The organism is Amycolatopsis rhabdoformis, assembly GCF_035918295.1.
Taxonomy (GTDB): Bacteria; Actinomycetota; Actinomycetes; order Mycobacteriales; family Pseudonocardiaceae; genus Amycolatopsis; species Amycolatopsis rhabdoformis.
In genome coordinates, this window is record NZ_CP142149.1 from 1,967,136 (window position 1) to 1,985,052 (window position 17,917).

Here is a 17,917-nt window from a genome sequence, read left to right on the forward strand (position 1 = left end):
GTGACACGCCGATCCCGGATCGGCGACGGAGGGGCGGACATGGCGGCTGATTTCGACACAGACCCGTGGGCGACGTTGGATGGCCTCTTGGGCGTCCAGGCAGTGGAGCCACTGGACGACGGCATCGGTGGCGTCGCGTTCTACGGCCGCTGTTCGACCGAAGACAATCAGGACCCGGAGACCTCACGCGGCTGGCAACTGGGGAACGCCCGGAAGTTCGTGGAACCTGTGGGCGGCCGGGTTGTCGCGGAGTACTTCGACATCGGTCAGTCGCGGTCCGTCCCGTGGGACCGGCGCCGCGAGGCAGCCCAGCTGCTCGCGGCGTTGAAGGATCCTCGCCGCGAATGGAGCGCCGTGGTCGTCGGCGAGGGGACGCGGTGCTGGTTCGGCAACCAGTTCTCGCTCATCGCGCCGCGGTTCGCGGCCTATGGGGTCGACCTCTGGGTGCCGGAATTGGGTGGCAAGTTCGATCCGCGCAACCCTTCGCACAAGATGCTCATGAGCGTGCTCGGCGGGATGAGCGAGTCGGAGCGGCAGCACGTGCAAGCGCGGGTACGTGCGGCGATGGACGCCCAGGTGGTCAATGAGGGGCGCCATCAAGGTGGCCGAGCCCCGTACGGCTACGTCGTGGTCGACGCCGGCCCGCATCCGAATCCGAGGAAGGCCGCCGAGGGCTTCCGCCTCCGCGTGCTGGAAATCGAGGAGGAGACAGCGGCGATCGTCCGCCGGATCTTCGACGAATACCTGAACGGGAAGGGCGACCGCGCGATCGCCAACGGGCTCAACCGGGACGGCATTGTCTGCCCGTCCGCGCGACGTCCCGAGCAGAACCGGCACCGTCTTGCCGACGGGTGGCAGGGCAGCACGGTCCGATCGATCATGGAGAACCCGCGGTATACCGGGTATGCGTTCTTCGGACGGTGGGCCCGGCAGGAGATGCTTCTGGATCCTGACGACGTCGCCGCTGGGCACGTGACCCGATTTCGCCGGGCAGCACCTGACCGGGTCGTTCGGTCCCGAAAGCCGGCTCACCCGGCAATCATCTCCGTGGAGGACTTCACGGCGGTTCAGCTTTCCCGTCGCTCTCGTGCCGCTGGAGGACTCGAAGCGCGCCGCAAACTCGAACGAGGACCGAAAGCCACGAAGTGGACGTACGCGTTTCGCGGCCGGGTGCGGTGCATGCACTGCCAGCGCAAGATGGAAGGAACACCGCGAGGCAGCCGGATCTACTACCGCTGCGCTGCACGAACGCTCGTGCCTGGTTCGCCGGCACTCGCCGAGCACCCAAAGAACATCTACTTGCCTGAAGCGGCACTTATGGAACCGCTGAACACCTACATCAACCACGCGTTCTCGGAAGATCAGCGTGATCAGACGGTGAAGGCCATGCTGGGAGTTGCGGAGGACGTCAACGTGAACCCCGAGCGCACAGCCGATGCCCAGCGGCGGCTCACTCAGGCGAAGACACGGCTGACGCGACTGGCACAAGCCATCGAGGCGGGCGCGGATCCGATGGCACTGATCGAGCCACTCAACCGGGCAAAGGAAGAACGCGACGCGGCGGAGGAGCAGCTGGCGCGGACCCCTGCGGGAGCGTCCTTGACTCGCGGGGACGTCGAGGCACTGGTGGACTCGCTGGCTGACGCAGGCCGGCAGGTGCTGCACGCCAGCCCGACTCGGCTACAGGAACTCTACGAGGAGATCGGCCTAGAACTGGTCTTTAACGCAAAAGAGCGGATGGTCGATGTGACCATCCGCCCACCCCGTAGGGTTAGTGCGTGTGTCCGAGGGGGGACTTGAACCCCCACGCCCATTAAGGGCACTAGCACCTCAAGCTAGCGCGTCTGCCATTCCGCCACTCGGACTTGCTGATGAAGAGAGTATACGACCCCCGGAGGCCTGTTTTCAGGGGGGTGTCACCTGGTGTTCAACGGGCGGATGGGATGATCATCTGTTTCGGACATTGGACTGCGATCCTGGTGTATTGCCTGGTCAGCGGCGCCTTTTGGCAAACTCGATGATCGACGGTGAGGTCTCGGGGAGCCACGGCGTCAGGGTGTCCGCTGTGTCGTCGTGGCGCGGGCGGCGTGAGTTGGGCTTGCGCCATCATTTGCGTCGGCAGGGCACGCGCCGAAGCCGGCTTGAAGCGCGTACATCTGGCCTCCTTGGGATCGCGTTCAAGCCTGAGGGGCGCGTGTGGGGGACCGGCTCGATTCGGGTAGCGGTCCGGTTCAGTCGGCGGCGGCTGTGGTGGTCTGGGCGGGCTTGAGCCGCAGGGCCAGGGCGGCGGTGAGGAGGCCGAGGCCGGCGAGGGCGTAGAAGGCGATGCGGTAGCCGTCCACGACGGCCGTGTTGCTGGTGCTGTGGCTCGTGACGGTGGTGGCGATGGTGGCCAGGACGGCCAGGCCCAGGGCGGCGCCGAGTTGGCGGCACATGTTGAGCAGCCCGGAGGCGACGCCGGCGTTGCGCGGGGCGATGCCGGTGGTCGAGGCGACGATCGCGGGCATCATCGTCAGGCTGGTGCCCGCGCCGACGACCACGGTGGGCAGCAGCACGTGGGCGACGTAGCCGGAGTGGGCGGGCAGTTGCCCCACCCAGATCAGGCCTGCGGCGGCGATGAGGCCGCCGATCACGACGAGGCGGCGTGCGCCGAGGAGGGGGATCAGCTTCTGGGACAGCAGGACTCCGATGCTGATGACGGCGACCATCGGCAGGAGGGACAGTCCGGTGCGTACGGCGCTCTGGCCCAGGACCTGCTGCAGATACAGCGAGAGGAAGAACAGCGGCGCGGTGATGACAGCGCCCATGCACAGCGTGAGGACGTTGCCCATGCGCACGTTGGCGATGGAGAAGATCCCCAGCGGGATGAGCGGGTCGCTGGTGCGGCGCTCGATGGCCACGAACGCCGCGAGCAGGAACACGCCGGCCACCAGGGAGACGACCACGCGGGCCGATGCCCAGCCCGCGTCGGGGGCGGCCGAGAAGCCGTAGACGAGTGCCGCGGCCGAAAGGGTCACCGTGATCGCGCCGGGAAGGTCGATGGGGGAGCGCCGCGGTCCGGTCGCGGTCGGGGCCAGGCACATCAGGCCGGCGATCAGCAGGCCGACGCCGATCGGCACGTTGACCAGCATCACCCACCGCCAGCTGATCGACGCCAGCAGGCCGCCGACCACGATGCCGGCGGCTCCGGCGCTGGAGGCGGCGACCCCCCACCACGTCATGGCCCGGGTGCGCTGCGAGGGCTCGGTGTGGCTGGCGGTGATCAGGCTGAGGCTGGACGGTGCCAGCGCCGCCGCCCCGGCGCCCTGCACCACGCGGGCCGCCAGCAGCATCCAGCCGTCCTGTGCCAGGCCGCCGGCCAGGGACGCGAGCGAGAAAACGACCAGCCCGAACTGAAAGACGCGTCGGCGTCCGAACAGGTCGCTGGCGCGCGCGGCGAACAGCAGCAGACCGCCGAAGGTGACCAGGTAGCCGTTGACCACCCACTGCTGGGCAGAGGACGACAGGCCCAGGCCCGACTTCATGCTCGGCAGGGCCACGTTCACGATGGAGGAGTCCAGCACCACCATGAACTGCGCCACGCACGCGACGACCGCGACGGCCGCGAGTCCGACACCGCGCTTGGCCACCCCGTGCGAGGGGTCTGCATCCGCTGGCGCGGATGCGCCGGCGCTGGGGGAGAGGGGTGATCGGCTGGGCATAGCGGTGCTCCTCGGAGTTTCCGGATAGGCTGTCCGGCAATCGTAGAGCGATACCGGATAGGCTGTCCACTAGGGTGGTGCCGGCCCTGATCAGCGGGCGCGCCTGAGTACGAAGAGCACGCGTGGAGGAGTTCATGGAGGCAGGCAAGACGGCGTTCCCGAAGCGGCGCGCAGCCGCGGAGCGCAATCGCGACAAGATCCTCGACGCGGCCCGAGCGGCATTCGCCGACCCGACCCCCGACATCTCCATGGCGGAGATCGCCCGCCGCGCCGGGGTGGGGATGGCCACCCTCTACCGCAACTTCCCCGGCCGACAGGAGCTCCTCGAAGCGCTCTACGCGGACGAAGTCGACCAGATCTGCACCGCGGCCACGATCGAGCCCGGCCAGACCCCCGCGTCAGCCCTCATTGCCTGGCTGCGTCTGCAGATCACATTCATCCCGCACAAGCGGCTCATCATCTCCGAGCTGTTGGAGCACGTCGACCGGGACGGCATCACCAGCCACCGCGCCCGCGCCATCGAAGCGGGTCGTCCCCTGCTGGCCGCGGCCCAAGAAGCCGGGCAGATCCGCGATGACGTCACGCTGGAGCAGGTCTTCGACTTGATCGTGGCCATCGCCAAGGTCAATGAAACCCCGGACTACCTGCGCCCCCTCTTCGAGACCGTCCTCGACGGCCTGCGCCGGACATCGGCATGACGAAGCCCGGCGCGTCGAGACGTCCCAGGCACTCGGCGGCGTTGAATCCGGTCACGGGCCGGTCTACGCGGGGGCATGGCGCCCAAGGCGCGACGGGGGACGGACGACGACTGGTGGGACACCCCTTCCGGACGCCGTCCGCCCCCGTGACCTTCGCGAACCTTTCGCGACGCAGCCGGTGCCAGCCGCCATCCGGGACAAGCGCCGACCGCGCAATCGGCTCAGGGTCGCGAACCAGTCCGCCAGCGTTCGCTACCTCGGGCGGTTCATGTCTGATCAGGTTCCGCGCCTCGCCGTCCCCGGCAGATGCCTCAAGTGGTCAGACCGGCGCTGGTCAACCAGATGTGTTCGCACGTCGCGGACGCCTTCTGCAACGTCTCGCGGGACTCCTGCGACGCGTGGTAGAAGGTCCGTTCGATCATCCAGCACAGGGCGCGCGCCATCGCCGAGGCTTGCTGCGGTTCGCTGCCGGCCGGAATGCCGGCGCGTTCCAGGACGGCGGTGATGGCCGTGATGAACAAGTCGGCTGTCCGGCTCCACAGCTCACCGATCTCCGGCACGGTCAACGACAGGTCGATTGCCGTGCGCATGACGAGGCCGTGCTCGTTCCACAGCTCGACCGTGCGCTGCATGGCCGCTGCGATGGCCGGGCGCGGCTCGTCGGTCTGCGCAGTGGCGCGGGATCGCTCCCGCAGATGCTCGACAGTCCGGGCCACGAGCGCCGTGACCACTTCTTGCTTGGAGCCGAAGTAGAAGTACAGGGCGCCGCGGGTGATGCCGGCACCCTGGGCGATGTCGCCGACGGACATGGCGTCGTAGCCCTTGTGCGCCAGCAGTGCTTCGCAGGTGTCCAGAATTGCCCGCTCTCGGACATCGCCCTTGCGTTCGGTGGTGCGTCGGCCCCGCGCGGGGTGGCGGTCAGGCATCAGAGTTGCGCGCCGTCGGCGAAGTCGGTCGTGCGGGAGAGTGTCTCCCAGGCGCGGATGTCCTCGTCCACGGTCGTGCGCGCGGCGGCGACCAGGCGCAGCGCGTCCGAGCCGAGGACGAGGTGGGCCGGCGGCTGGTCGACCGACGCGATGTGCACGACCGCGTCCCCGGCCTTGGCCGGATTGCCCAGCTGATTCCCGCTGGCCTTCTGCCGCGCTTCACGGATAGGGGCGAACAGCTCGTCGTAGTCCTCAATGGACCGGGCGGCACGCGTCATGGACCGTCCGGCCCAGTCGGTGCGGAAGGAGCCGGGCTCGATCGCCGTCACCCGGATCCCGAACTGCGCGACCTCCTTGCCCAGCGCCTCGAGGATGCCTTCGAGGGCGAACTTGCTGCCGCAGTAAGCGGACATGCCGGGCACCGCCATGAGCCCGCCCATGGAAGTGACGGCCATCAGGTGTCCGCGGCGTCGCCGGCGCATGGGGGGCAGCGCCGCCTGCAGGGTGGCCACCGCCCCGAACACGTTGACCTCGAACTGCCGCCGCACCTCGGCCAGCGAGGTTTCCTCGAAGGTGCCCTCGAGTCCGTAGCCGGCGTTGGCGACGACGACGTCCAACGGGCCGACGCTCTGCTCCACCTCCGCGACCACACTCGAGACGGCGTCGCCGTCGGTCACGTCCAGGACGCGGCCGTGAGCGTGTCCGGGCTTCAGCTCTTCGAAGGCCCGCAGGTCCTCGTCGGAACGGACCGTTCCGACGACGGTGTGCCCGGCGGCCAGGGCGGCCTGGGCGAAGGCGCGGCCGAGGCCTGTGCTGACGCCGGTGATGAGCCAGTTCTGCTTGTGCACGTGCTCCTCCAGGGATGCGAAAGGAGTTGGCGACTGCCCTCTCGTTTCTAAACTCTACACCACGTCGATTTTTATCGTCGACGTGTAGGTTATGGCAGTCGTCACCCGCGGCGGTCGGTCTCCGGCTCCTCGTGTCGGGGGTTCGTCGGGTGTTCGCCGCGCTCAGGTCGCGTGCGGGGCACCGTGGCGCAGGCCGTCGAGGAGGAGGCCGGTGATCTGGCGGGCTTCGTCGAGCCATCCCTCGCTCACGCGGAGGGCGCAGATGCCGCCCAGTGCCCGCAACAGGGTGGGACCGGTGATGTCACCGCGGACGGTGCCGGCCGCGGTGCCGGCGTCGAGCAGTCGGGTCAGGGCGTCGCCCATGTGGGTGCGGGCGTCGTCGAAGACCGGGGAGTCGGTCGCCATGATGCTCTCCAGCGCGACGGACATCCCCTTGCCGACGGCGGCGTGGTCCACGAGCAGGAGCAGGAAGCGACCCAGGGCTTCCTCGGGGCTGTGCTGGTCCAGCAGGGTCTCCGCCGAGGCGCACAGGTCGTCGACCTCTTTGCGGTAGACCTCTTCGATCAGCGCCTCGCGGGTGTCGAAGTGGCGGTAGAGCGTGCCGACGGCGACCCCGGCGCTGCGGGCGATTTCCTCCACGTGCGCATCGGTGTCACCGGCCAGGAAAGCTTCGCGGGCCGCGGAGAGCAGCGCTTCGCGGTTGCGGCGCGCATCAGCACGCAGCGGGCGTGATGCCGACAAGGAAACCTCCATAAGGTGAGTCCGGTTCCGCTTGTGTGTATCCTTTCCGGAGTCGGGTTCATCTTACGGAAGGAACACCCCATGCCGATCATCGGTGAGGGTCTGGCCGGCCTGCGAGTCCTGGTCACTGGAGGCAGCCGGGGCCTGGGCGCGGCGACCGTGCGTCGATTCGTCGCCGCGGGTGCGACCGTGCTGACGGCGTCTCGCAGCCGGCCGGGGGAGGACAGTGGCGCCACCTTCATGCCGGCGGACCTCTCGACGCCGGAGGGTGTGGCTGAACTCGGCCGCCGCGTGATCGACGAGGTGGGCGGTGTGGACGTGCTCGTGAACAACGCCGGCGCGGCGAGTGCACCTGCGCCGACCTTGAGTCGTTCGGACGCTTCCTGGCGGGCCGACCTGGACCTGAACCTCCTCGGCGCCGTCCGCTTGGACCGGGCTTTGGTGCCGGGCATGGTCGAGCGGGGCTCCGGCGTCGTCGTGCACGTCTCCTCGATCGCCAGCCAACTGCCCCAGCGCACCGAAGCCTCTTACGCCGCAGCCAAGGCCGCGCTCAACACCTACAGCCGCGAACTGGCCACCGAGGTCGGCGAACACGGGGTACGCGTGCTCTGCGTCCTCCCCGGCTTCGTCGTCACCGACGGCGCCACCGCCCACCTCCGGCACCTGGCCGAGAAACAAGGCGTATCCGCCGACGAGGTCACGCGGCAGATCGTGGACCACCTGAAGGTCCCCCTGGGGCGCCCCGGCGATCCCGAGGACGTCGCCGAGATGATCGCCTTCCTCGCCTCCAGCCGCGCGAAGTGGCTCACGGGAGCGCAGTTCCGCGTCGACGGCGGCATCCTCCCGACCGTCTGAACATCAACCGTTACGACGAACAGGACTACCGCCATGCCCATCACCCTGGCTTCCGTGATCATCGACGCCGCCGACCTCGAGACGGAGAGCGCCTTCTGGTGCCGTCTGCTCGACGGTTCGATCACCCGCACGCCCACCCACCACTTCATCCAGGCCCCCGGCCTGCCGGTGGTGGTGATTCAGTCCGCCCCCGGGCACCTCGCCCCGAACTGGCCAGACGGCACCTCCCAGCAGCTGCACCTCGACTTCGGCGTCGAGGACCTCGCGACCGCCGACCGCACCGCCATCGACGCGGGCGCCACCCGACTGCGGCCCACGGACGAGGTGACCCCCGAAACCGGCGCCGGCAGCCGCGTCTACGCGAGCCCTGCCGGACATCCCTTCTGCTTGCGCGCGGCCTGAGATCGCGACCGCGCACTTTTGCCACCTGACGTCAAACGACCCTCGGTTGACGAGCCGTGAGATCCCAGTCGAGACAGCGTCGACCCGTCCCTCCGGTTTGGACTCCGTGTTCGCCCACCAGCTCGGCCGCGCGAGGCACTGCCAGATAGAACGTTCGGTCTTGACAGCCGTTCAGGCCAGGGCCTAGCTTGATCGTGTAACGATCGTTCCACCCACAGGGCGGCGTCACCTCGCGAGCAGCCGGTTCGCCGTTCGCTGAGGTTGTTGCGGTGCTCCGCGGGCGTGGGCAGTCGGTCACCCCGACGTCTCGGCTTACCCGAGCAGGGAAACCGAGGCGCCGCAAGGAATTTCGACGAGGGAGATCGCATGATGGAGTCAGGTCGAACCGCGCCCGAGACGGCCGACGCGCTCATGGCGAAAGTGCGGGCGGCCGTGCCGGTGCTGGCCGCGCACGCGGACGCAACCGAGGAGGGGTGTCGCGTTGCTCCGGAGAGCGCGGACGCGTTGCGTGAGGCCGGCGCTTTCGCCTTGACCACTCCGCGCGAGTTCGGTGGGCTGGGCGCGGATCTGGTCTCCACGGTGCGCGTGCTCTCCGAGCTGGGGCGGGGCTGCCCGTCGTCGGCGTGGGTCGCGGGAATCTCGGCGGAGGCGAAGGGTCATTTCGCCAAGCTGCTTCCCGATGAGGTCCGCGCTGAGCTCTACGCGGATCCTCATGCGCGAATGTGCGCTGTCGGCGTGCCCGGGGAGGCCGTAGAGGTTCCCGGTGGGGTCGAGATCACCGGGAGGTGGTCCTACGCCTCCGGCTCTGAAGACGCCGATTGGGCCATCCTGGCGGCCATGGTCGCGCCCGGCGACGGTGTTCCCCGGGTGGTGGGAGTGCTCGTGCCGGTGTCGGAACTGAGTCTGGAGCGGACGTGGCGGGTGGCCGGCCTGCGGGGTACCGGTAGCCACACGCTTGTCGCCGAGGGTGTCTTCGTTCCGGCGGTGCGAGTGCTCGAGATTCCGGCCGGGCCCGATGGCGCGCCCGATATCACCCTCGGCGAGCCCCTGAGCCTCGTTGCCGTGGGGGTCATGTTGGCGGCGCCTCTGGCTGGTGCGGCGCTGGGTGCGTTGGACGTGGTGGAAGGCGTTCTCCGAAAGCGCAAACCGCCGATGACGCCGTATGAGGATCTCGCCGCCTCGCCGTCGGCTCGGCAGGTGTTCGCCGAGGCCGAGCACCTGGTGAACGGTGGTCACGACCGGCTGATCCACCTGGCGGAACGAATCCAGGGGATGCTGCCCGGCGAAGGGATTCCCGCTGCGCAGCGTTCGGCATTCCGGATGGAGATCGTCTCCGTCCTGCGGCAGTTCCTGCGAGCCGTCGACCTGTTGATGGATCTGCACGGATCCAGCGGTTTTTCCGTCGACAACCCGCTGCAGCGGTATTGGCGGGATCTCAACGTCGGTGCCCGGCACCTTCAGTTCACGTCGTACCTCACGATCGAGAACCACGGACTCCTGGTGACCGGAGCGGGCGAGCCGATCCTGCCGGTCTGAGCATGCCTGGAACTCGGCGCCGGTGCTGAGGTGTTCGTGCTTCGGCCGGGTCAGTGGGCGACAGCCGCCGCGAGGTCCTCTTGGCTTTCGAGTGCGGCGAGACGTTCGGTGAGCGCGGCGTGGACGGCGTGGTAGGTGTCGGAACCGAGGGCCAGGCGCAGCGGCGGGTGCGGGTTGCGCGTGGTGTCGTAGATGACGGCGGCGATTTTGGCCGGGTCACCGGTGAGCGTGTTGCCGTCGACGGTCTCGAGTAGACGCCGGGTCTGGCCGACGGCGGTGTCGCGATAGGGGGCCGTTTCGGTGGTGTAGCGCAGCGCCGAGGCGAAGCCGGTGCGGGTGCCGCCGGGCTCGATCAAGGTGAGGTGGATGTTGAAATCGGACACTTCGCGGCCGACGCTTTCGGTGAAGCCTTCCAGTCCCCACTTGCCCGCGTGGTAAGAGCTGTGCGTGGGGATGCCGATCTGTCCGCCCATGCTGGAGATCTGAATGATCCGGCCCCCGCCTTGCTCGCGCATCGGCTTCAGGAAGGCGCGGGTGATCAGCATCGGTGCCAGCAGGAGAACCTCGATCTGCTCCCGGATCTGCTCGACGGTCATCTCCTCGGCCGCGCCCACGACCGCGTATCCGGCGTTGTTGACCACGATGTCCACCGGTGCGGCCTGGAGGGTCCTGCCGATCACCGCGTCGACGTCCGTCGGCCGGCCGAGGTCGAGGACCTCGACGGTCAGTCGGTCGCCGTACGCGTCGCGCAGGTCGTCCAGGGCCGCAGCGCGGCGAGCGGTGGCGGTGACTCGGTCGCCGTGCCGGAGCGCGTGCTCGGTGAGGTGGCGGCCCAGTCCGCCGGAGGCTCCGGTGACGAACCAGTGGCGGACGGCCTTGCCGGAGGGATCGGACGCAGTGGACATGAGTTCTCCTGGGGTACCGTATTTCCGGAACGCGTTCCGTTTACCAGTTAAGCGGAACGCGTTCCGGAACGCAAGTGGACCCCGGAGGAACCCGCATGCCCGCCATCCCTCGCCGGACCAGGAGCGACGCGCTGCAGAACCGGGCGCGTCTGCTGGAGGTCGCCGCACAGGTCTTCGCCGGGCAGGGGCTGGACACCGCGCCGGCCGCGATCGCCAAGCGGGCGGGTGTCATCGCCTCCGGCGTCAACCCGTTCGCCGACAGTCACGCGCTTCTTACCGGGGCCGTCGGCGCGCTCCTCGATGCCGGTGCCCGGGACGGCAGCCTGCGCACCGACGTCGCTCCCGACGATGTGCTGCTCCTCATGGGCGGGCTCGCCTATTCCGCGCAGCACGGCACTGAAGAACAGGCGCGTCGGCTCATCGGCCTGTGCCTGGACGCTTTGACGAAGAAGTTGGCGAGCTGACGCCACCGCCGCTTGCGCCAGTGGCCGGTGTGGTGGGGACGCATCAGAACACGCACCTCGGGTCGGCGCCGAAGTGCCTTGCGAGGGCAGCTTCGTCCAAGTCCTGGTTGGACAGTCCTCTGGACGTGAACGGTCGGCAGGTGGGATCCGCCTGGGTCAATCCGCCGTCAGCGTCGGCCGGCCTTCACCCGGGCCCGGTCCTTGGGGGAAGCGTCGCGGTACTTCAGGATCCCTTCGACGCCAAGCAGGAAGGTTTCGCAGATCGGTGCGGGGTCGGAGAGGCAGCCCGCGGTCATCGCGCCGTCCCGCAGCATGACGAAGTGCCGCGCGTGGGGCTCGGGCGGAGTCTCGCCGGCGTCGGCCATCAACTCGGTGACGGTGTCGAGGAACCATTGCCGGTGTTTCAGGACGGCTTGGTGAACCGGGTGATCGACCGCGGGGTACTCGGAAGCTGCGTTGAGGAAGGCACATCCGCGAAACCCGTCGGAGCGGATACCGCCGGTGATCGTCTCGGCGACTGCCCGGACAGTGTCGGCCGGGGAGTGCCCCGCGGCGCGAGCGGCTTCGACCTGGGCCCGGATCTGTGCGTCCGCCCCGGTCAGGTAAGCCACGACGAGATCGTCCTTGCTGGGAAAGTGCCGGTACAGCGTGGCGCGTGTCACGCTGGCTTCGGCGACGATCCGGTCGATGCCGACCGAGTGCAAGCCCTCCGCGTAGAACAGCCGGCTGGCCGTGGCGAGCAGCCGGGATCGTGCTTCGGACACCTTGTCACCTGCTTCCTGGTCCAGGTCGCCAGTGTACAGGGAGAACGTTCGGTCTTGGCAAGCGTCGAGCGTCACGGCCAGCCTGTGCAACCAGGCATCGCGCGGGTAACACCTTCCCCCTCAAGCGAAGCTGGTGCGGACCGAGCCGAGGCCGGAGATCCGGGCGGTGAAGACGTCACCGGGTGCGGCGCGGACCATCGGCCCGAGCGCGCCGGTGAGGACGACGTCGCCGGCGCGCAGGAACTCGCCGCGCCGCGCCAGCGTCGAAGCGAGCCAGGCCGCGGCGTGGAGTGGATCGCCCAGGCAGTCGCGGCCCGTCCCCTCCGACACGAGTTCGTCACCGCGGTACAGCTGCATCGCGACGTCGACCGGCTCCACGTCCTCGATCGGCACGCACGAGTCGCCGAGGACGAACAGCCCCGAGGAGGCGTTGTCGGCCACGGTGTCGACGATCGTGATGTCCCAGCCGGCGATCCGGCTGTCCACGATTTCCAGCGCCGGGCGGACGAACGCCGTCGCGGCGCGAACTTCGTCCGGGGTGCAGCCGGGATTCGTCAGGTCGGCGGCGAGGACGAGGGCGACCTCGGCTTCGATCTTGGGCTGCAGGAGACGCCCCTTCGGCACCTCTTCGCCGTCGACGAGGGCCATCGTCGAGAACAGTGCTCCGAAATCGGGCTGGTCGACGCCGAGCTGTCGCTGCACCGCGAGCGAGGTCAAGCCGATCTTGCGCCCGACGAGGTGGTGACCGGCCGCGAGCACGCGTTCGGTGTTGAGCTGCTGCACCTCGTAGGCGGCGTCGAGGTCGCCGTCGGCCAAGAGCTCACGGATCGGGGCGCACGGCGTGGCGGTGTCCGCGGCGGTCGCGAGCAGCTCCGCCGCCTTGAGGACGTGGGCACTCATCGTGGTTCCCAGTGGGACGGGCACGAGGGCATCGGTGAACCTCCGGAGCTGGCAGGTGATGCGCACAGGTATAGATCGGGCCGCCGCCGTGTGCCAAGGTTCGTGCCGTGACACGGAACAGACCGGCGGGCAACATGCTCGACAAGGCAGTGGATCTCCTCGACGTGTACCAGCCGGGCGGCGGGTCGTTCCGTCTCACGGAACTCGCGACGAAGGCGGGGCTGAGCAAGACCACGACGTTCCGGCTGGTCGGTGACCTGGTCCGGCTGGGCCTGCTGGAACGGGTGGGGGAGCACTACCGGCTCGGCGGAAGGCTGTTCGAGCTGGGCTCACTCGTGCCGCGCCGGCTGGACCTGCGTGAGGCGGCGGTGCCGTTTCTGCAAGACCTGTACGAAACCACTCGCCACACCGTCCACTTCGGAGTCCGTGACGATCGCGACGTCGTTTATCTCGAACGGATCCACGGTCACGACGCTGTCCGGCTGCCGTCTCGGATCGGTGGCCGGTTGCCGCTCACCTGCACCGCGATCGGCAAGGCGCTGCTCGCGTTTTCGGAGCCTGAACTCGCGGACTTGATCCTCGCCGACCCCCTGCCGCACCTGACGTCGTTCTCGATCACCGACCCGCTTCGCCTGCGGACCTCGCTGGAGCAGACGCAGGTTTCCGGGCTCGCGTACGAGGAACAGGAAGCCGCCCTGGGGGTCAACTGCATTGCCGCGCCGGTGTTCTCCGGCGCCGTTGTCGTCGCGGCGGTGTCGGTGGCCGTGCCGCGCGAGCAGTTCCGCCCGGCTCACCTCGCCCCCGCGGTGCGCACGACCGCGCTCGGCTTGTCCCGCACCCTGCGGCAGCACGGTGCCTCGCGATGATCGCAGCCGTCGCCGGCGGCGAACGTGGCGGGTAGGTAGAACGTTCGGTATTGACAGAGGCGGGGTGAGGCGTCATCTTGGAACAAGAGAGAACGTTCGGTCTTTCCCTGTGGCGGTCCGCGCTGACGGTGGGTTCCGCAGCCGTGGCCGACCTGGGTCATCCCGTCCGCACTGCGCCGGACGCGAAAGGAAACAACTATGAGCAAGCCTCTTTATCTCGGAATTGCCACCTCCACGGGTGACGGCAGGGCGGGAGGGCAGGCCAGGACCGACGACGGCCTGCTCGATCTCTCGCTCGCGATTCCGAAGGAGATGGGCGGTCCCGGTGGCGCGACCAACCCGGAGCAGCTGTTCGCCGCGGGGTGGGCCTCGTGCTTCCACTCGGCGCTGAAGGCTGTCGCTGCGCAGCAGCACACCCGGGTGAGCGACTCCGCGGTCGTCGCCGAGGTCCAGGTGCACGCCACGGCGGAAGGCGGGTTCAGCCTCAGTGCGGCGCTGCACGCCGAGTTGTCCGGCGTCGACCAGGTGACGGCGGACAAGCTCGTGGAAGCGGCCCACGCGATCTGCCCGTACTCGAACGCGACACGGGGGAACATCCCGGTGACGGTTGACGCGACCGTCGCGTGACGGGGTGGTCGGGCCGGTGCGCGTTCGCCGGCCCGGCCGCTCCGCCGGTTCTGGCCGCGAGCATCGACCGGTCGAGGGGACCGCGTCGCCCTGGTGGGCGGGTGGCGGCGCGGCGGACCTATCATGGCTCCATGGTGAGGGGATCCCGCTCCGCGGCCGCCGCGGTCAGCGAAAGCAGCCGCGATGTCATCTTGAACGCGGCGCGCGACCTCATCGCCGAAAAAGGGTACGACGGCATGGCGGTCTCGGACTTGTGCGCGCAGGCCGGATTTCCGCCCAGCTCGATCTACTACCACTTCGGCAACAAGCTCGGTGTCCTCGCGGCGCTCCTCGAACGCACCTTCGAGGAATTGCACCAATTGTTCCCCAGCCCGACGTCGTTCGACCGCCTCGCGCCGGTCGAGCGGTTCGAAGCCTGGTTCACGGCGGCGTGCAAATCCCTGGACCAGCGGCCCGACTACCTTCGCCTGCTGCTCGCGATCAGTGTTGGCCCGCAGAAGGACTCGGCGGCGGTGCGGGACACCGTGCGCCGCATTCGCGACTACGCCCACGCGTCCTGGGTGGACGCGCTCACGCCCGTTTTCGCACCGGACGGCGGTAAGGACAACGAGCGCCTCGTGCAGCAGCTGGCGGTGCTCGGGCGCGCTCTGACGGACGGCCTGTCGGTGACCAACAGCCTCGACGGCTTGACCTACCGCTCGCAGGTGGCTCCGTTCGTCACGATGGTTCGTGGTTTGGCAGAGCAGCGCGGCGGTGCCGGAAGGCGCAAGGGCCGCTGAAGGCGGGCTCACGGTCGAAACAGTGACGCTGTCGAGGACCTCGGGGGAGCCGGGGTTGCGCTCCGTTGCTTGTCGCCGGAGTGGCGAGAGCGGCACGGGCAACGAAGGCAGCCGGCGTGCCTTGTCCGCAGTCCCAGGGCAGCAGATTCTGCTGCGAAACGTTCGGTGATCCGTCCGCGCTGCTGACGCGGGGTCACGGCTCCGTCAGGGGCTCAACAGTCGGCGAGCTCAAGCAATCCGACCTTGTTCGCCGTACCCGAATCTGTATAGTGAGCGTTACATACACAGGACGGGAAGTTTCAGTGACGAGCACCTTGGATGTCGGAGACACGCAGCTGGCCTACGCCGAGGTCGGCACGGGCAGCCCGGTCGTGTGGCTGCACGGTTCGGGACCGGGCGCCACCGGGATGAGCAACTTCGGCGGGAACCTGCCCGCCTTCGGCGACTACCGCAACATCGTCGTCGATCTGCCGGGCTGGGGCGACTCTCCTCGCCCCGCGCTGGACGAGCCGTTGATCTTCCATGCCGCCGAGCGCGTGTGCCGGGCGATGACCGCCCTCGGGATCGAGCGGGCTCACCTGGTCGGCAATTCCTACGGTGGCGCCGTGGCGATGCGGATCGCGATGCGGCACCCGGAGCGCGTGGACCGGCTCGTCCTCATGGCGCCCGGCGGCGTGCTGCCCGCGGACGCGCCGCCGTGGCCGGTGGGGCTCGAGCGGCTCTTCGGCTACATGGCTGCCGAGACGCCTTCCCGTGACGCCATGGCGGAGTTCGTGCGGCTCATGGTTTTCGACGAGAGCCTGGCGACCGAAGCGCTCATCGACGAGCGGTACGAGTCGAGCCTGCGGGCTCACCCCGAGCTGCCGATCCCCCCGAACTTCGGTGACCTGACTCCCGACCTGGGTCTCGTCGAGGCGCCCACGCTGCTCGTGTGGGGCCGTGAGGACCAAACTGTTCCTCTCACTTGGGCGTCCAGGATCCTGACGGGTATCCGCGACGCGGAGCTGCGAGTGCTGCCGAACTGCCGGCACTGGGTCCAGTACGAGCGGGCGCCCGAGTTCAATCACCTCGTCCGCGAGTTCCTGCGAGGCGGCGCGGCCGCTGCGGGGAAGGGATGACCAGCGTGGGTATCAGGAAATTGGGGTACGTCGGACTGAACGTGACCGACGTCGACGCGTGGATCGATCTGCTCGGGCGCACCCTGGGGATCGGTGTCACCCAGGCGAAGTCCGGTACCGAAGAGGTCGTGCTGGCGGAGCTCGACGAGTTCAAGTACCGCGTGGCGCTGTACCGCTCCACTGTGGACACCCCGCGAGAAGTGGGGTGGATCGTCGATTCGCCGAGTGAACTCGACCGGCTCGCCCGACGACTCGCGGACGCCGGCTTCAGCGTCGTGGAGGGAACCCCGGACGAGAAGGAGTTGCGCGGAGCCACGCACCTGCGCTGGTTCACCGACCCGGTCGGTTACCGCGTGGAGCTGGCGGTCGGTGAGGCCAAGGCCCGCACCGGCGTCGCGCGCCCCGTGGGCGGGCAGCCCGGCACCACGGGCCTGGGGCACCTGGTGCTGGCCAGCCCCAAGGTCGCCGAGTTGCGTGAGCTCTACGAGTCGGTGCTCGAGTTCAAACTGACCGATTACCGCGCCCCCAGCCTGTTCTTCCTCCGCTGCAACTCGACGCACCACAGCATCGCTCTCGCGAGTGCGGAGGAACCGTCCATCCACCACCTCGAGTTCGACCACGCCTCGATCGACGACGTCGGGCGAGCGTACGACCGGGCGAAGGCCAACGACGCGCCGATCTCGATCAGCCTCGGCCGGCACATGAACGACAAGGCCATCTCGTTCTACGTCCAGAACCCCAGCGGGTTCCACCTCGAGATCGGGTGCGGCGGCATCGAGGTGGGGGAGGACTGGGTCCCGCACGACTTCGGGGTGCCGAACGTGTGGGGTCACCACCACACGAATGCCAATCCGTTCGCTCAGGCGCAGCCGTGACGAGCGCCCTTCACGGGCCTGATCTCTCCGCTCGCCGCGCCATCGTCACCGGTGCGGCGAGCGGGATCGGCGCGGCCGTCGCGACTCGGCTGGCCGGACTCGGCGCGCACGTGGTGGTGTGCGACATCGACGCCGAGGGAGTGGCACGGACCGCCGAGCAGATCGGCGGCGAGCCCCTGGTGATCGACTTGAGCGACACCGCCGAACTGGCCGGACGGCGGTTCGAAGCCGACATCCTGGTGAACAACGCCGGTGTCCAGCACCTCGCGCCGATCGACCAGTTCGCGCCGGAGCGCTTCGCGTTCATGCTGCGCCTGATGCTGGAGGCGCCGTTCCTGCTCAGCCGCGCGGTCCTTCCGCACATGTACGAACGTGGGTGGGGGCGGATCGTTCACCTCGCCAGCGTCCACGGTCTCCGGGCCAGCGCGTACAAATCCGCCTACGTCACCGCCAAGCACGGCCTTCTGGGGCTCTCCAAGGTCATCGCCGTGGAGGGCGCGAGCAACGGGGTCACCAGCAACTGCGTGTGCCCGGCGTATGTGCGAACGCCGCTGGTCGAGAGCCAATTGGCGGGCCAGGCGGAACTGCACGGGTTGAGCCAGGACGAAGTGCTCTCCCGGGTATTGCTGGCGCGATCGGCGGTGAAGCGCCTGATCGAGCCCGACGAGGTCGCGGGCGCGGTAGCGTTCCTGTGCTCACCCGAGGCAGCGTCGGTCACCGGTACCGAGCTGACCCTCGACGGGGGTTGGAGCGCATCGTGACCCCGTTCTCGGCCGGTTCGTGATGGTCGACGGCCGTGTCTCTCAGCACTTGGCCAATGAGATAGAACGTTCGGTCTTGACTCGGGTTGCGATCGCTGGTTAGCGTGACAGTGAACTGAACGTTCTGCCGGGCTTCAGAGCGTCGTCGGTC

The 17,917-nt window shown here is 68.7% G+C and carries 19 protein-coding genes and 1 tRNA gene; 12 read left to right on the forward strand and 8 right to left on the reverse strand.

Annotation, left to right across the window (positions count from 1 at the left end; all coding sequences use genetic code 11):
- Positions 1–39 precede the first annotated feature (39 nt).
- Positions 40–1,800 carry a recombinase family protein gene (locus VSH64_RS09190; RefSeq protein WP_326835090.1) on the forward strand — a complete coding sequence of 587 codons (1,761 nt, stop codon included), beginning with the start codon at positions 40–42 and terminating at the stop codon, positions 1,798–1,800.
- Here the strand turns inward: VSH64_RS09190 and VSH64_RS09195 are convergent.
- Together VSH64_RS09195 and VSH64_RS09200 are read right to left on the reverse strand one after the other, a co-directional pair.
- Positions 1,782–1,865 (reverse strand) — tRNA-Leu (locus VSH64_RS09195). The two genes, VSH64_RS09190 and VSH64_RS09195, sit on opposite strands and share 19 nt — an antisense overlap.
- A 366-nt stretch (positions 1,866–2,231) precedes the next feature.
- Positions 2,232–3,629: an MFS transporter gene (locus VSH64_RS09200; RefSeq protein ID WP_326835091.1), complete on the reverse strand. Its 1,398-nt coding sequence runs from the start codon at positions 3,627–3,629 to the stop codon at positions 2,232–2,234.
- 194 nt (positions 3,630–3,823) lie between these two features.
- On the opposite strand from VSH64_RS09200, the gene VSH64_RS09205 reads away from it, so the two are divergent.
- Complete coding sequence (locus VSH64_RS09205; RefSeq protein WP_326835092.1) at positions 3,824–4,399, forward strand: TetR/AcrR family transcriptional regulator; 576 nt, start codon at positions 3,824–3,826, stop codon at positions 4,397–4,399.
- 311 nt (positions 4,400–4,710) lie between these two features.
- On the opposite strand, the gene VSH64_RS09210 is transcribed toward VSH64_RS09205, so the two are convergent.
- The 3 genes from VSH64_RS09210 to VSH64_RS09220 all read right to left on the reverse strand — a co-directional run bounded on the left by VSH64_RS09210 (position 4,711) and on the right by VSH64_RS09220 (position 6,914).
- Positions 4,711–5,325: a TetR/AcrR family transcriptional regulator gene (locus tag VSH64_RS09210; protein WP_326835093.1), complete on the reverse strand. Its 615-nt coding sequence runs from the start codon at positions 5,323–5,325 to the stop codon at positions 4,711–4,713.
- On the reverse strand, positions 5,325–6,173 hold the full coding sequence (locus VSH64_RS09215) for an oxidoreductase (RefSeq protein WP_326835094.1): 849 nt from the start codon (positions 6,171–6,173) through the stop codon (positions 5,325–5,327). The genes VSH64_RS09210 and VSH64_RS09215 overlap by 1 nt, the downstream gene beginning before the upstream one ends.
- 162 nt (positions 6,174–6,335) lie before the next feature.
- The gene (locus VSH64_RS09220) at positions 6,336–6,914 is read right to left on the reverse strand and encodes a TetR/AcrR family transcriptional regulator (RefSeq protein ID WP_326835095.1); all 579 of its coding nucleotides are present in this window, start codon (positions 6,912–6,914) and stop codon (positions 6,336–6,338) included.
- An 81-nt stretch (positions 6,915–6,995) separates the two neighbouring features.
- Between VSH64_RS09220 and VSH64_RS09225 the strand changes: the two genes are divergently transcribed.
- The 3 genes from VSH64_RS09225 to VSH64_RS09235 all read left to right on the forward strand — a co-directional run bounded on the left by VSH64_RS09225 (position 6,996) and on the right by VSH64_RS09235 (position 9,707).
- The gene (locus VSH64_RS09225; protein WP_326835096.1) at positions 6,996–7,769 is read left to right on the forward strand and encodes an oxidoreductase; all 774 of its coding nucleotides are present in this window, start codon (positions 6,996–6,998) and stop codon (positions 7,767–7,769) included.
- A gap of 33 nt (positions 7,770–7,802) precedes the next feature.
- The gene (locus VSH64_RS09230) at positions 7,803–8,171 is read left to right on the forward strand and encodes a VOC family protein (RefSeq protein ID WP_326835097.1); all 369 of its coding nucleotides are present in this window, start codon (positions 7,803–7,805) and stop codon (positions 8,169–8,171) included.
- A 366-nt stretch (positions 8,172–8,537) separates the two neighbouring features.
- A complete protein-coding gene (locus VSH64_RS09235; protein WP_326835098.1) occupies positions 8,538–9,707 on the forward strand; it encodes an acyl-CoA dehydrogenase family protein in 1,170 nt (389 codons plus the stop codon).
- 50 nt (positions 9,708–9,757) lie between these two features.
- Here the strand turns inward: VSH64_RS09235 and VSH64_RS09240 are convergent, their stop codons facing one another.
- Positions 9,758–10,612: an SDR family oxidoreductase gene (locus VSH64_RS09240; RefSeq protein WP_326835099.1), complete on the reverse strand. Its 855-nt coding sequence runs from the start codon at positions 10,610–10,612 to the stop codon at positions 9,758–9,760.
- 95 nt (positions 10,613–10,707) lie between these two features.
- On the opposite strand from VSH64_RS09240, the gene VSH64_RS09245 reads away from it, so the two are divergent.
- The gene (locus tag VSH64_RS09245) at positions 10,708–11,076 is read left to right on the forward strand and encodes an SbtR family transcriptional regulator (protein WP_326835100.1); all 369 of its coding nucleotides are present in this window, start codon (positions 10,708–10,710) and stop codon (positions 11,074–11,076) included.
- Between the two features lie 167 nt (positions 11,077–11,243).
- Here the strand turns inward: VSH64_RS09245 and VSH64_RS09250 are convergent, their stop codons facing one another.
- Together VSH64_RS09250 and VSH64_RS09255 are read right to left on the reverse strand one after the other, a co-directional pair.
- Complete coding sequence (locus tag VSH64_RS09250) at positions 11,244–11,840, reverse strand: TetR/AcrR family transcriptional regulator (protein WP_326837925.1); 597 nt, start codon at positions 11,838–11,840, stop codon at positions 11,244–11,246.
- Positions 11,841–11,960: 120 nt separating this feature from the next.
- Positions 11,961–12,740: a 2-keto-4-pentenoate hydratase gene (locus VSH64_RS09255; protein ID WP_326835101.1), complete on the reverse strand. Its 780-nt coding sequence runs from the start codon at positions 12,738–12,740 to the stop codon at positions 11,961–11,963.
- Positions 12,741–12,847: 107 nt separating this feature from the next.
- Between VSH64_RS09255 and VSH64_RS09260 the strand changes: the two genes are divergently transcribed.
- The 6 genes from VSH64_RS09260 (at position 12,848) to VSH64_RS09285 (ending at position 17,766) form a co-directional block, all read left to right on the forward strand.
- The gene (locus VSH64_RS09260; protein WP_326835102.1) at positions 12,848–13,606 is read left to right on the forward strand and encodes an IclR family transcriptional regulator; all 759 of its coding nucleotides are present in this window, start codon (positions 12,848–12,850) and stop codon (positions 13,604–13,606) included.
- Between the two features lie 198 nt (positions 13,607–13,804).
- Complete coding sequence (locus VSH64_RS09265; protein ID WP_326835103.1) at positions 13,805–14,233, forward strand: organic hydroperoxide resistance protein; 429 nt, start codon at positions 13,805–13,807, stop codon at positions 14,231–14,233.
- A 131-nt stretch (positions 14,234–14,364) separates the two neighbouring features.
- Complete coding sequence (locus VSH64_RS09270) at positions 14,365–15,012, forward strand: TetR/AcrR family transcriptional regulator (RefSeq protein ID WP_326835104.1); 648 nt, start codon at positions 14,365–14,367, stop codon at positions 15,010–15,012.
- Positions 15,013–15,314: 302 nt separating this feature from the next.
- A complete protein-coding gene (locus VSH64_RS09275; protein ID WP_326835105.1) occupies positions 15,315–16,130 on the forward strand; it encodes an alpha/beta fold hydrolase in 816 nt (271 codons plus the stop codon).
- Between the two features lie 5 nt (positions 16,131–16,135).
- Complete coding sequence (locus VSH64_RS09280) at positions 16,136–17,005, forward strand: VOC family protein (RefSeq protein ID WP_326835106.1); 870 nt, start codon at positions 16,136–16,138, stop codon at positions 17,003–17,005.
- Positions 17,002–17,766: a 3-hydroxybutyrate dehydrogenase gene (locus VSH64_RS09285; RefSeq protein WP_326835107.1), complete on the forward strand. Its 765-nt coding sequence runs from the start codon at positions 17,002–17,004 to the stop codon at positions 17,764–17,766. The genes VSH64_RS09280 and VSH64_RS09285 overlap by 4 nt, the downstream gene beginning before the upstream one ends.
- Positions 17,767–17,917: the final 151 nt, after the last annotated feature.

What these genes read in the sequence shown, in the direction of transcription:
- VSH64_RS09270 (WP_326835104.1), top strand. Translation starts at nt 14,365, where the DNA reads ATGGTGAGGGGATCCCGCTCCGCGGCCGCCGCGGTCAGCGAAAGCAGC.
- VSH64_RS09225 (WP_326835096.1), top strand. Translation starts at nt 6,996, where the DNA reads ATGCCGATCATCGGTGAGGGTCTGGCCGGCCTGCGAGTCCTGGTCACT.
- VSH64_RS09235 (WP_326835098.1), top strand. Translation starts at nt 8,538, where the DNA reads ATGATGGAGTCAGGTCGAACCGCGCCCGAGACGGCCGACGCGCTCATG.
- VSH64_RS09245 (WP_326835100.1), top strand. Translation starts at nt 10,708, where the DNA reads ATGCCCGCCATCCCTCGCCGGACCAGGAGCGACGCGCTGCAGAACCGG.
- VSH64_RS09255 (WP_326835101.1), bottom strand. Translation starts at nt 12,740, where the DNA reads ATGAGTGCCCACGTCCTCAAGGCGGCGGAGCTGCTCGCGACCGCCGCG.
- VSH64_RS09240 (WP_326835099.1), bottom strand. Translation starts at nt 10,612, where the DNA reads ATGTCCACTGCGTCCGATCCCTCCGGCAAGGCCGTCCGCCACTGGTTC.
- VSH64_RS09190 (WP_326835090.1), top strand. Translation starts at nt 40, where the DNA reads ATGGCGGCTGATTTCGACACAGACCCGTGGGCGACGTTGGATGGCCTC.
- VSH64_RS09265 (WP_326835103.1), top strand. Translation starts at nt 13,805, where the DNA reads ATGAGCAAGCCTCTTTATCTCGGAATTGCCACCTCCACGGGTGACGGC.
- VSH64_RS09230 (WP_326835097.1), top strand. Translation starts at nt 7,803, where the DNA reads ATGCCCATCACCCTGGCTTCCGTGATCATCGACGCCGCCGACCTCGAG.
- VSH64_RS09210 (WP_326835093.1), bottom strand. Translation starts at nt 5,325, where the DNA reads ATGCCTGACCGCCACCCCGCGCGGGGCCGACGCACCACCGAACGCAAG.